The organism is Larkinella arboricola (assembly GCF_003259745.1).
Lineage (GTDB): Bacteria > Bacteroidota > Bacteroidia > Cytophagales > Spirosomataceae > Larkinella > Larkinella arboricola.
Map to the genome: position 1 here is coordinate 1 of NZ_QLMC01000021.1, position 13,377 is coordinate 13,377.

At 45.7% G+C, this 13,377-nt stretch carries 11 protein-coding genes; 7 read left to right on the forward strand and 4 right to left on the reverse strand.

The genetic code is table 11. From position 1 onward, the window contains the following. Positions 1-298 (forward strand): integrase core domain-containing protein (locus tag LX87_RS28110; protein ID WP_146624543.1); only part of this gene is annotated, 298 nt, incomplete at its 5' end. Positions 299-304: 6 nt separating this feature from the next. Here the strand turns inward: LX87_RS28110 and LX87_RS28115 are convergent. Continuing rightward, the gene (locus LX87_RS28115; RefSeq protein ID WP_111631631.1) at positions 305-622 is read right to left on the reverse strand and encodes a hypothetical protein; all 318 of its coding nucleotides are present in this window, start codon (positions 620-622) and stop codon (positions 305-307) included. Positions 623-1,489: 867 nt separating this feature from the next. On the opposite strand from LX87_RS28115, the gene LX87_RS28120 reads away from it, so the two are divergent. Both LX87_RS28120 and LX87_RS28125 read left to right on the forward strand, forming a co-directional pair. Continuing rightward, on the forward strand, positions 1,490-2,218 hold the full coding sequence (locus tag LX87_RS28120; protein ID WP_111631632.1) for a polysaccharide deacetylase family protein: 729 nt from the start codon (positions 1,490-1,492) through the stop codon (positions 2,216-2,218). Between the two features lie 499 nt (positions 2,219-2,717). After that, complete coding sequence (locus LX87_RS28125) at positions 2,718-3,278, forward strand: recombinase family protein (protein ID WP_111631633.1); 561 nt, start codon at positions 2,718-2,720, stop codon at positions 3,276-3,278. Positions 3,279-3,355: 77 nt separating this feature from the next. On the opposite strand, the gene LX87_RS28130 is transcribed toward LX87_RS28125, so the two are convergent. Next, positions 3,356-4,501 carry a PDDEXK nuclease domain-containing protein gene (locus LX87_RS28130; RefSeq protein WP_111631634.1) on the reverse strand — a complete coding sequence of 382 codons (1,146 nt, stop codon included), beginning with the start codon at positions 4,499-4,501 and terminating at the stop codon, positions 3,356-3,358. A gap of 377 nt (positions 4,502-4,878) precedes the next feature. Here LX87_RS28130 and LX87_RS28135 point away from each other — a divergent pair, with 377 nt between their 5' ends. Beyond that, on the forward strand, positions 4,879-9,180 hold the full coding sequence (locus LX87_RS28135) for a T9SS type A sorting domain-containing protein (RefSeq protein ID WP_111631635.1): 4,302 nt from the start codon (positions 4,879-4,881) through the stop codon (positions 9,178-9,180). 326 nt (positions 9,181-9,506) lie between these two features. Here the strand turns inward: LX87_RS28135 and LX87_RS29055 are convergent, their stop codons facing one another. Beyond that, positions 9,507-10,520, reverse strand: a complete 1,014-nt coding sequence (locus LX87_RS29055) for an HNH endonuclease (protein WP_211325390.1) — start codon at positions 10,518-10,520, stop codon at positions 9,507-9,509. Positions 10,521-10,715: 195 nt separating this feature from the next. On the opposite strand from LX87_RS29055, the gene LX87_RS28145 reads away from it, so the two are divergent. Both LX87_RS28145 and LX87_RS28150 read left to right on the forward strand, forming a co-directional pair. After that, entirely contained in the window at positions 10,716-11,465 is a 750-nt protein-coding gene (locus tag LX87_RS28145; RefSeq protein WP_146624603.1) for a hypothetical protein, read from the forward strand. A 41-nt stretch (positions 11,466-11,506) separates the two neighbouring features. Then, positions 11,507-12,229 (forward strand): hypothetical protein, encoded by a 723-nt coding sequence (locus LX87_RS28150; RefSeq protein ID WP_211325391.1) that lies wholly within the window; start codon positions 11,507-11,509, stop codon positions 12,227-12,229. 178 nt (positions 12,230-12,407) lie between these two features. On the opposite strand, the gene LX87_RS28155 is transcribed toward LX87_RS28150, so the two are convergent. Further along, positions 12,408-13,046 carry a hypothetical protein gene (locus LX87_RS28155; RefSeq protein ID WP_111631637.1) on the reverse strand — a complete coding sequence of 213 codons (639 nt, stop codon included), beginning with the start codon at positions 13,044-13,046 and terminating at the stop codon, positions 12,408-12,410. Positions 13,047-13,125: 79 nt separating this feature from the next. On the opposite strand from LX87_RS28155, the gene tnpA reads away from it, so the two are divergent. Continuing rightward, positions 13,126-13,377 (forward strand): IS66 family insertion sequence element accessory protein TnpA (gene tnpA, locus LX87_RS28160; protein ID WP_146624604.1); only part of this gene is annotated, 252 nt, incomplete at its 3' end.

Consider the following 13,377-nt stretch of genomic DNA (forward strand, 5'->3'; position numbering starts at 1 on the left):
CAAACCAAAACGGATCCGCAGTGATAACGGCCCGGAATTTATTAGCCAGGCCTTGCAGGATTGGTGCAAAGATCAGACCATTGAACTGTGTTGGATTGAGCCGGGTAAGCCCACGCAGAACGCCTATATCGAACGGTTTAATGGGACGTTTCGACGGGAGGTTTTGGATGCCCATATTTTTACCAGTATCAGGCAGGTAAGAAGAATAGTGGATGAGTGGCTGATGGAATACAATTCAGAACGCCCTCATCAGGCTTTGAAGTTTATGACGCCGGTCGAGTACCGACAGGCGGCTTAATTCCAATCAAAACTGGCTTACTATAGGGGGTAAGGACACCCCGTCGGGCAGGTTGCCCACATCAAACCGGAAGCGAAGCGCCTGCTGGCGTTTGCTCATGCGTTGGCTAAAGACCGCTTCGCCTTTCTGGTTGATCAGCGTGACTAGCACCGCACTGGTCGTTTCTTTTTGAACCGCTACCTGCAGTTTGCCATCGGCGGTGGTGTGGATTCCGCTTTGAAAGGCGGCTACTTTCCGGGGTTCTTTGGGCCCGGCTTGAGCCGCGTTGAAACTGGCAGTGGTTACGGCAAAGGCAATCAGCAGGGTGTTCAATAAGGCTTTCATGGCGTTTATTATTTAAAGGTTGTTATCTCTGTTTTTGTTGAATCAAAGGTCGGCACCGTTGCCAGCAAAGCCTGTCACAAATGAGTCAACTCCTGCTACTTTTGAGAAACGGTTACTTTTACCGGCAGATGAGGTACTTAGTGGGAGTAGCGAAGGTGGGTAGCGTGGACCTTCGAAGCGCTAAAAGCACGATGGCTGATAGGCTCATTGTGGGGCATATCCCGGGCAGAAACCCCTAGGCCAGGCTTATTGATGAGGGTACCCTCATCCCCTTTGGATCCTGTGTTATTTGTTAGGGCCGCCAAGGCCTGATACAAAACCCAACCCGTCAGTCAAAACGTTTCGGTGGAACGGATCTAGGCGGTATCGGAAGGCCGGGATATTGACTAAGAGTTAACCCGGGGAAAGTAAGCCCCGGCATTCACATCAATTACTTTTAGAAAAATTTCAAGGGCTAAAAGAAAAAATAATCGTTGGCCAGGGTAATCGGAAGGCCACGACCCGGCCGGGACAAAAGCACTTTTTCCCCAGGTCGTCCGGTCAGGAAAGCAGGTTTAGCGTAACGGTTTCGCCCGCAGGACTGAATGTTGAGGAATCCTAGTTCATCTATAAGGGCCTGACAAAGGATAGCTTAACGCCTGAGAGCCGAATGCCGAGAGTGCGATCTAATTTAGCGTTAGTTATCCGCTCTTAAAAAAGAACGATGCTTACTCCTAATGACCCGGTTGGTTGAAAACATTAACGATGTATACGTATCTGAATCTGTACAAGGAGCACTCTAACTCTTTCGCCCACAGCGCTTTTATGCCGTCTTATAGCTGTTCTCTAATGACCTCCTAGTTTTTAGAAGTAACTCAGCCGGAAAGAATGAAATTACAACGGAACAAAATAAAGAAATACGCTATCCTTTCTCTGTTAGCAACCAGTTGCACGTTGATTGTACTGTGGCGTATTTCCAGGTCACGAACGTTTCAATTTTTCGGCGAGATTTATCCCCACATCCAAACCGACCAGAAGGTCGTTGCGCTCACCTTCGACGATGGTCCCACCCGCCTAACCGACCGTGTTTTGCCCATACTGAAGGAATTGGACATTAAAGCGACATTTTTCGTAACCGGAAAGGCACTTGTCGAAAATATGCCGCAGGGAAAAAAGATTGTTCTGGCAGGTCATCAAGTAGGCAACCATTCCTACTCACACCAGCGGATGGTTCTGAAAACACCAGCATTCATCCGGGCAGAAATTGAAAGGACCGACTCGCTGATTCGCCGGGCTGGGTACCGACATGAAATTCTATTTAGACCCCCAAACGGGAAAAAGTTAGTTGCGCTTCCGTATTATCTGGAACAGACCCATCGAAAAACCATCATGTGGGATGTGGAACCCGAATCGTACGCTGAGATTGCGAATGATTCCAAAAAGATTGTCAGCCATGTCTTAGCCAATGTAAAACCCGGCTCCATTATTCTTTTGCACGTTATGGTTGCTGAAAGAAAGGAATCGGTCCAAGCGATTCGAGGCATTGTAAGGCAATTAAGACAGCGGGGGTATTCATTTAAAACGGTGTCAGAATTACTCGAACTCAATGCTAATTGAGAATGGGGCGTATAAAACGTACTGCTACCCCGGAAGAGTCGGTCGGCAGAAAGCCGCTACGGGGTTGATTCAGCCGTTCTACTTCAACCATGTTTGCCAGTAAGTAACCTTGAGTTCGATCTTCGGGTCCATCAACTCTCGGCCAATAGGAATATCATGGCCCCTCAACTAGTCGGAGACAAATCTAAAGAATTGGAATCGGAGTGGTCCGTCGCAACGGCGATCCGATCCGGCACGGTCCGACCTGGGTCGGCATACCGAATGTGAGGGAACCACACCGCGGCCGCGGACCGTGCCGAAGCCAGTGGGAGAAGGGCCATGATAATCAGGATTTCATGGCTTTTTTACCTTTTGCCTCAAGCAGGATCTTTTTTATAATATTCTCCATAACTTATGGGACCAAAAAGTAGGTTCACCCTTCTCTACAAAATTCAGGGTCAAAAAGTAGGTTCGGCTTCTTTTTGACTTTTCGCTTTATGAGACTAGCTTCCTGAACCCTATGAACAAAATCTTTGGCTATGCCCGCGTATCGACGGCCGATCAGAACCTGGATACCCAACTTGAGATGCTCCAGAAGTTTGGCTGCGATGAAATCTTCCAGGACAAAGTTTCCGGCGTTCACATCAGCCGCCCAGCCTTGGACGAATTACTTACCAAATTACGAGAAGGCGACACCGTGGTAGTCGCCCGTTTTTTCCGGTTGGGTAGGAGCCGCGACCACCTCATTTCCCTCATCAGCCAGTTTGCCCAGCAGGGCATCCAGTTTAAGGCACTGGATTTGGGCGTGGACAGTTCGACACCAGCAGGAAAACTGGTTCTGCAGATCTTTGCCGCTTTAGCCGAATATGATCGGGAGAGTATTTTGGAAAAGACGCGGGCGGGTCAGTTGTTGGCTAAGGCCAAAGGTAAACACATTGGTCGGCCCAGTGGCGTAGATATCGAGAAGTTCAAGAAGGTGAAAAAAGCTATTGAACGCGGTTTGTCCGTATCCGAGATTGTGAATCTGACTGGCATCAGTATATCCAGTGTCAAACGATATCGTAAACAGATTCAAAAATGATGATTGTGACTGTAAAACCAATATAGAACATTGGTTGAAAAGGGATAAAAGATTTATTAGAATTCATTTAATATGGATTAGTCTTCTCTTCTGCCCTTCGTCTCGGAATCAGTGCCTTCCTCCCGCAGTTCATTCTCTAATTCCTCAATCGATGGTAACTGGGATTTTAAGGTTTCAGGAACGGCTTTCGTCAACTCATAATCGGCAACACCCAGCGGATTTTTCATGCCTCCCAAGGCATATTCAGCCAAGGCTTCGTTTTTCCCTTTACAAAGCAGAAGGCCAATGGTCGGATTATCGTCGGGCGTGCGGAGATAATCATTAATAACATTGACATAGAAGTTGATCTGTCCGGCATCACCCGGCTCGAAATCACGGGCTTTTAGTTCAACCACCACATAACATCGCAGCCGAATGTGGTAAAATAACAAATCGATATAGTACTCTCCGTCGCCTACCCTAATTGGATATTGTCGACCCACAAAGGCAAATCCTTGTCCCAACTCCAATAGAAATTTGGTTACGTGCTGAACCAATTGGTCTTCAATATTCCGCTCCTTGGTTTTAGCCGTAGCCATTACAAAATCGAAGACATAAGGATCTTTAAGCAACTGGGTTGCCAGATCGGATTGAGGTTGCGGTAACGTACGCTGAAAATTGGTTAGTTTAGGTGTGGTCACCTGCCGCTGATACAAACCCAGGTCAATTTGATGCCGTAGCACATTTCGACCCCAACTTCCCTGTAACGATTGCTCAATGTACCATAGGCGTTGCGCCGGATCTTTAACCTTGTCCAACAAAATAATATGATGAGACCAGGTAACTTTTGATAGAGGAGACGCTAAGAAAAGAGTCTCAAAATCAGCGGTTTTTTCCAGAATAAAATCTACATCAACTTGGGACTGCTCTGCTAATGGCAATTCTGCAACACCATGTTGCAGAATTAAAGGCAAGTTGGCCGTCACAAACTTCTTCATATAGCCCAAGTTGCGGGTGGAAAACCCTTCCAGACCAGGATACGTATGGCGAAGGTCCGCCGAAAGCCGATCAATCACTTTACTTCCCCAGCCTTGCTGCTGTTGATAGGAAAGAATCAATCCGCCTACCTGCCAATAGGAGAGTAACAATTGCTGATTGGCTGAAGTAGCAACTTTAACTTGAGCTTGCTGAATCTGATGTTTAACGCGTTGTAAAAATTCAGGATACCGGGATAATGCGGACATGAGTGCAAGTTAGGAAAACATGCTGCCAAAATAAGTGGAACTTAACAAATAAAATGGAATTGTTTAGACGTTTTTTTAGTGTACAAGCACTAATTGGTTTGAATACAATATTATGAAATACAGCGATTAATTCTGGCTCGTAAATTCTATTCTAAACCCTCTTTAGAAACGTGTAAAATGTGTGCATTGATCCGTGAGTAAGAGCACATTAAATTAAGTTCAGGTTAACATAATGAAAGTTATATAACAGAATTTCGGGCTTCGTATTAGTTATATTTCCTTAGTTATTTTTACTTTGCATAAATTGATATCGTTCTTAGAACGGGTATATTTGTACGCTTTGTTTTAATTTTTAATTGTGTTAGGCATTTTTGTCAATGCGCTATTGTCTTTTCGTCATCCTGTGGCTTTTGAGTGTCCATTTTCTATATGCCCAAACTAATTCGATTGAAATGACCGTTTCGGCCACTCAGTTGTGTCGTGGAAACGATTTTACTTTTTATTTTACAACAACAGGCACTTTTCAACCTAGCAACTCCTTTCACCTGCAAATAAGCCATAGCAGATCTGATCTATTTCAAGATATAACTGGCAATGTCACTTCTAGTCCCGCTACCGTCCGCTTACCTGATAGTTTAGAAATTGGGCAAACCTATCGATTCCGACTCGTTTCTAGTGCTCCAGTTACTTACAGTAACTATATTGGGGAATTCCTTATCCAAGCGGCTCCAATAGCCCGGTTAGTTGGCAGTTCTAAAGATAGCAGTGTTGTTTCACTGGGTGAATCGGCTCGTTTGCACGTAGTATTAACGGGCGGTGCGCCGTACAAACTTTGGATAAATGACACGCTTGAGTATCATGACATCTATTCAGCAGATACGTTTGACTCATTTCCGATAGTACCTCAAAAAACAACCAACTACCAATTAACCCGGGTGCAAAATGGTTGTGGAAACGGCCAAGTGTCGGGCTCAACGACGGTGAGTGCCAGCAAAGTTGGGTTTCAGCTAACGAAATATCCTTCCATCCACTTTTGTCCGGGAGATACTATTTATCCTACTTACTTCTCCAACCAAGATTTACCAGCTACCACGCAATTTAGAATCGATTGGATTAAGCCAGACGGGGCCGTCACACATACCACTACTGCGACCGTTCGTCACCAATCTTTGGTTATACCATCACCCCGAACACTCACTGGATTTTATACGAACGGTTTAGAATCAGCCTATAAGCTGATCATTTATAACACCGATTTGAATATCAGAGTTATGCTTCCGGCCGTTTATCTGAGGCCGGTTCCTACTATAGAATTGTTAGAATCTGTCTCAACGCCATTCGGGTTACCTGCGGTTCTATTGGCAAAAGCGACAAATGCTGTTGGTTCACCCGCTGTGATCATGCAGGACAGTAGTCTTGTCCCCTTATCCGAAAGAATAACACCGGGAATTTTTCATCTTGCTCTTGCCCCTACCAAGTCGACAGAGTATTCCATTCAACAAATCTTTACCTATGGCTGTGACGCATCGGCTCAAATAAAGGGCAAAGCAACCGTTACAGTCACAGACGGCATTCGACTTGATTCTATTAGCCGATCTCAAGTCTGTGTAGGGCATCAAATCAGTGTTTTTTTTACAACCAATTTTGCCTTCACCGATTCCGCTAAAGATTTTGTCGTCGAAGCAGGTGATAACATTAGCGATAATCGTTTGACGGTTCGCTTTACCTTTCCCATCGTTCAAATTGAGCCCGGGAAACTGATCATAAAAATACCGGATCATATCCCCCCGGGTACATACGATTTCCGCCTTCGACGCCTACATGATGGCCTGCTCAGCTCGCTAATTCGAGCAATACATATTAATAAGTCGCCTACGGCGACTTTATTTTCGGGCTCGGTCCATCTAGATCAGCCCAGTTTATATCACTTGCCTTTTGAAACGACAGGCGGCACGAATGGCTTGGAAATAACGCTATCGGATAGCACTAACTTCACCTATCCGACACCAGATTGGTCAAACTCCGCATTTCATACTTTATCCCTACAAGTTCCAGATACAAGAACTTATACGATTCAGTCTGTTCGTAACCAGTGCGGGGAAGGGCAGGCAACAGGAAGTGTCCATATCTCGGTTTCTTCTCCGACGATCCCGATTATTCAGATTACGACCATTGGATCTCGCCATGAGCTACCCACTCAGGTCAGGGTTTGTGAGGGTCAGCAAACTACCGTGCGATTTGTGGTAACAGGTCCTCAATTTTCCAATTCATCTTATAAAGTTGAGATAAGCGAATACCGAAGTGAATGGACAGGGCAGATCGTGGGTAGCGGCTCTTCGTCTCCCCTTCTAATTACGCTTCCATCAAACGCTGGTCGTTATAAACTACGAGTTGTCGCTCAGGACGGTATCAAGAGTGAGGAAGTTTATCTTGAAGTAGCCGCTACTACCGCTGCCGCTAATTTAAGTTTAAGTTACTTTGGCCCATTAGGTTTAAGTCAAAATGCCGTCAAAATTGCTATTCCCAGCTATCCCAAATCAGTTATATATTTGAACAGTTCCATTTACGATGCCCAGATCAAGGCGAGTTCCGGCACCTTAGATGGTAAGTGGCTTGGTAGAACCTTTGGACTAGGCAAGCCGGACGCTCCTTTGGAGCGAACTACCTACACCATACAAAAGGTCAGTAAGGCTTGCATTCAGCAGTTTTACCCTAACGTGGCGGAGGTAAAGGTTGATCCGTTTCTACTTTACCAAAATACAGTAGATTCCTACCTTTGTCCAGGCAGTCAACAAGTAACTATACCTTATAAAATTGTTGGAGTGGTACCCCCAGGCACTCAATTTCTGGTTGATGTTCATCAGGATAATGGCCCAAGCCGTACTCTGTCAGCATCCCGCCAGCAGGGGAGTTTACAGGTTATCCTAACTAATTTATTACCTGATAAATCTTACCGTTTGCAAATAAAAGCTGTGCTGCCAGACCAGCAAGTTATCTTAGCTCGCCAGTATTCGCCGTGGGACAATGACCGAATAACGATCCGTACGGCATTGAAAGTTACACTCTCAGCGGCCCAACAACAAACTACCATTGACCTTCCACCCAATCAGTCCGCTACACTTTATTTAAATGGCAATGACACTTTTGGAGCAGTCTTATCGGAAGGAACAACTGTTACTAACGTAACTGGTACAAGTATTAACGTAAAACCCAGGCGAACAACTCAGTATCAGATCCGATCAGCTTGGTCGGAATGCGGGTATGCTAAGGATACTACATCAATTTTAGTTCGGGTTCAACCAGGATTACGGGCTTTCTCACTAGCATCAGGCAGCATCTGTCGTGGTCAGAAACTGGCGCTTTCATTTCAGGCGGTAGGCGATTTTGAACCGGGCCATGAATTGGGGATCTTTGTGCGACGGGTAGATGACAGTCATTGGCAGCGGATCGCAGCAACGACAGATCTGGACTTCGTGGGTGCCATTGCCATGCCCACTTCATTACCAAGTGGTATATATCATGTAAAAATAGAAAGTATAACGCCTTCAGACATTCGAATGTCCAGCGAATTAGGAACCATATCGGTGGCGGGCACACCAAATTTAAAGCTATCGGGAACGGCCACTGCCTATAAAAATGATTGGGTTCTTTTCGCCGTTCCGGAATCCGGAGGCTATATAAATGGTTTAGCTTTGCAAGGTGGGAGTATCCCAGTAACTGCCCAGCTCATAAACAACCAGTTAACATTTCAAGCGGTAGAGTCGGCTACTTATTGGGTCGATCATATCGCTAATGGTTGTGGTTCCGGTGAAGTAACCGGAACCGTTACGGTACAATTAATTTCATCCGCGTCTACCACAATGCGACTGGTGGAATCATCTACAGTGCTCTGTGCTGGAAAAACTGCCCAGGTGTACTTTAAGCAAACTGGTCACTTTAACTCAGCGAACCGATTTACGGTTCAGCTTTCAGATTCAACCGGAAAGAATTATAAGTCACTAGTCACTAGCGGAACTTCATCGCCGTTAACGGTTTCGATCCCGGTGGATACCCCGTCAGGAAAAGGTAATCGGTTACGAGTTGTCAGCAGCGATCCCCCTAACGAAGGGGCATCAAGCCCGCGAAGTATTCAAATCTCTCCGGTGGTGAGCGGTACTCTGACCGGTACAACTACACTCACGAAAGGCGATTCGGTTACATTGACGATGAATTTTAGTGGCCTGCCAAACTGGAATTATAGGGTTGAACAGCAGACCGGTCATCTAACAGGACTAGCAGAAACAACACCTCATCGGATTTATTTACGAGTAGATACAACGACTACTTATAAATTAGTTCAAGTTAGCACTGCTACCTGTGGGGTGGGTCAGTCCTATGGTCAAGCCATTATAACGGTTGCCCCTTTGACATCAACAACGGCTCATTTTGACAGCCAAGTGCAAGTTTATCCTAATCCTACATCATCCTTGTTAATGATTAACGTACAAGCTCCTCAGAGAAGGACGCTAACAATTTCTCTCAAGGATATACAGGGGCGCTTATTAAATGAGCACCATTATGTCATGGATGGCAAACTCACTACAACGCTATCTATGAGTGAGCAACCAGCAGGCATTTACCTCGTAGAATTGGTGAGTGGCCCCTCTCGATCAACCGTTAAGGTAATTAAACAATTATGAGTGCGTATTACACAGAATCAAACTGACGTGCCCCTAGAAAACTGAGCCGATCTAATGTATAGAAAAAGGAACGGCCCGCGGCGATCTGAAATACTTCTGCAAACAAACCTCCATGAATAAAACAGCGAAGACGTTTATAATTATCTCTTTAAACTGTTTACGCACGCAACAATATCTTAAGGGTGACATAAGAGTTTATACGCATATGCCCTCTCCTCAGTCCGCAGAAAGTGGACGACGTACATCCTTTTGAACTTTTTTAACAAAAGCATTACGCACGTTATGCTTTTGTTAAATAACCCTTACTAGGCTTCGGCTAGATGTTCTTAGCTTCGTAAGTCGGTGAAATCTTTGTTGCTCTTGCCGATATTACACTTTCGGCATAGTGTCTGCAAGTTTGCCAGCTCATCGCGGCCACCCAATGATCGAGGGAGAATGTGATCGACGTGCAAAACAATACCGTGTTCTTTTGCACTGCGCCGACAGCTACAACACGTCCAGTTGTCCCGGGCCAGTACCTGGTACCAAAGACCGGCACGGACAAACCGGTAACTATCAAGTTCAGGTAGTTGAATTTCTTGGATTTCAGCTCTAGTCAATTCAGGCGGGTTTCGGTTTGTAAGCCATTTTGTCAACGCTTTAACCTGATCGGGAAAAGCCGGTTTTATGCCTTCTGCCAAGGCGTAACAGATATCTAGTATCGGAAATGCCAACACAAATGCAACTACTAACTGGTCAATAGCTAGTGGATTTTCTATTGGAAAGTATAAAGCCGACGACTGAACTTCAAAAAAGTACTCATCCGTCAGCATATGTTTAATCGGACTCAGCTTCTTTTTTCCTTCAAGAGTGTGGTAGTTTAGATTTCCTGCATTTAGAAGGGCTGTAAAACTTTCATAATGGTGTCTTAAATACTTTTTAAGATTCCAGAAATAAGTCTCATCTGAAAAAGTAAAAGGCCAAACATTAACTGTCATTCGACCGGTATTTGTTACTTGGAAATAAGCTGATGCCGGATGTAAGGCGTACGGCTTCCCATCTTCCCGCTTTACCTTAAGCTGACGATCAAAGAGTCTTCGTCCAGATATGCCAATCAAAACTAAATCCGTATCCTGGTTTACCTTCGCTTCTTTTCGGTGAGAAGGACTGTAAACAAAATTATACCGTTCAAATGGGTCAATCCCGTAAGCTTCTTTCACTTCCTGTAAAGCCATATCGAGCAGCTTCTTCAAACGAGGGAAAAAGTAATTTTGGAGCGTATTCAGTTTGGTTTTCGTATCAGGAATTGAAAATATCTCGGTGTCGCGAGCTTCAAAAACAAGGGCTTCTGTAGAGGTCATTAACGAGAGAGGATTACTCGATCCAAATTAATTTAAGGTTTTTAGGACTCAGGCTGTTAAATAGGAGGAATTTCACCTTGATTCACTAATGCCTTTGCCTGTATTTCAGCCTGTTAACCGGTGCAGGTGGGAATTCTCATGCAGATCCTACAAGAAAGTATACGGTATTGTGTACTCACCTTACTTCCTTTGACCATGCCCCTTCTGAACAATTTAAAAACTGCTTTAACGCCGGAGTATCAAAGCGACGCTAGCCAACCAGAAAAACCGATTGCTACAAATCAGGATTCACTCAGAATTGTAATTGGCCTATTGGGTATATCACTTCCGCTGATCTTACTCTTTGGCCTATACGGTTTCAGTGGTCATGCCAGACCCTTAGAATCAATCAGCCATTACTTTTACACCCGGATTAGCAGTGCATTTATCATCACGTTAGGCTTGCTAGCCATTATCTTGATGGTTTATAAAGGAAAGAAGCCAATTGATTTTGTTCTCTCTTTCATTGCTGGCATTTTTGCTTTGTGTGTGGTCATCTTTCCCACTTCGAATTTAGCTCCTGAATGCCATCACGCCGATTTTTTGTACTCAATTACCTTCATTGAACCCGATCACATTTATAGTGGCTTTCACTTCTTTTCAGCCGCCGTCTTTCTAGTTTCACTGGCGTTAATGTCCTTCTTTCGATTCCCGCAAGATGATTCTTCGGATGAGAAACCGGGTATGCTGGACAAAACCCTCTACCGGACTTGTGGAATCATAATGATTCTTGCCCTGCTCACAATCGCTCTAGGTAAGTTAGGAATACTATTCGATAAAAGCTGGTTTGAGCACCCGAACAGTGCAACGTTTTGGCTAGAAGCCGTTGCAGTATGGGCATTTGGCTATTCGTGGCTACTGAAGGCCGGCTTCTTTTCCAAGTTATCCAATTTCGTATTGAAGTAACGGCATCATAAATTAGTGAAGCTACACTTACAGCTACTTCTATGGATCAACTGATTGAACTTGCTGCTAACTCGACTCTTGCAACGTTTCATTGGCGAGATCGAGGAGTTGCACCTACTGGCTACATCAAAGGAATGGCTGTTGTCTATGCCAGAGTTTATTGCAAGTTCAAAGCAGGAGATGCCACAGCGGTTGAGATGGCGAAAGCCAATACCGGTAACCCTGACAGAGATGCGCTTGCATGGTACGAAGCGTTATTCGCTCATGCTGGAATGACAAATGACACTGCGGGAGTGGATACGCTTCGGCATTTGTTTGTGCTGCTGATCGGTCTTGGAATGCGCGAAAGTTCAGGGAAGTTTTGTGTTGGACGGGATCAATCCGCCACCAATACAACGGCGGAAACAGCAGAAGCCGGTTTATTTCAAACGAGCTTTAATGCCCGCAATGCCAGTTCCTTGTTACCGGTACTGTTCAACCAGTACTTGGCAAATCCAGTGGGCTTTGTTGAAATCTTCCGGGAGGGAGTAAAATGTAAAGCCCATAATCTTGAAAATTTCGGATCGGGTCCTGGGAAAGAGTTTCAACGTCTTTCAAAAGATTGCCCGGCCTTTGCGGCTGAATTTGCCGCCGTTGGGCTACGGAAACTCCGAAAGCATTGGGGACCCATCAATCGAAAAGAAGTAGAAATTCGGCCCGAATGTGATCAGCTACTTCGAGAGGTTCAAAACGTGGTCGATGCCCTGAACCTATGCCCGATCTAATAAAGAAAGCCAGACGACGGTTGAAGTCACCTGGCTTTTATTCATCGCTTAATCCGTGGTTAATCTTTCAATCAGGTGCCTTTCACAGCATCCCCACACATCAGCGATTTACTACTCTATAACGCATCGGGTTAACCCATTGTTTTTACTTCTGCTGAAAAAGTTTTCAACTCCCTGCTCACGGCTTTACTTCGGGGTTCACCTCATCGGCTTGTAGCGTCTCCTGCGGCATCTGGTAGCGGGCCAACTGCTCCAACTCCAGCCAGTGGTGATACAGCTCATTCCGGCGCTCGTGCCGTTGCAGCTTGAAGCGGCTATGCTCCCGCTTCTTTTGCAGGTGCTCCAACGGGGTTATCTTCTGGTCGGTAAAGGCATCGGTATGAATCTGCATAATACTATTCTCAACCGGATCGGTTAGTTGCCGTTCCAGCCGGTCGTGTTCCCGCTCCCGCGTCAGCAACCGGTAACGGGTTCGTAGTTCCAGCAGGGCTTCGTTGTATTCGTAGTGGGCTTTGGCATCGATGCCGTCGAGTTTGGCCTTCATGACGGTTTTATCCCGGTCGATCTGGGCCAGTGTCGAAGTGCCGAGTGTGACCGTGGGCAGTCCGAAGGCCCATCCCACGTTGGGCAGGTAGTACCACCACTTCTTTTTGTGGACGGTTTCAAACTCCTTGCGGTCGGCCTGCCACTTGGTGGTGTAATACCGTTTGAGATTGGTTTCGTAGACACTCAGGGGCTGAATCGGTAGGTCATCGTGTTGTTCCGGTGGCTGGGGCTGCGCCCCGGTGGATAGACTGACCAGCAGCATCAGCAGCAAGCCCTGTCCTGAACCCTTAAAAATGAGCCAGTGAAAAGTAGCGTAAAAAACATAACTTTCACTGTAATTGAAAAGGGGAATGAAAGCAAATCGATTTACCGAATCGCAGATTGTAGCGATCCTTAAACAACAGGATAGCGGTCAAACCGTCGCCCAGATTACCCGGGAGCATGGCATTAGTGAGGCCACGTTTTATAATTGGCGGGCCAAATACGGCGGCATGCAGGTTTCGGAAGTCAAGCGGCTTAAAGAGTTGGAAGAAGAGAATCGCCGGCTGAAGAAGATGTATGCCGAGCTGAGTCTGCAAAACGAAATTATTAAGGAGGTTCTG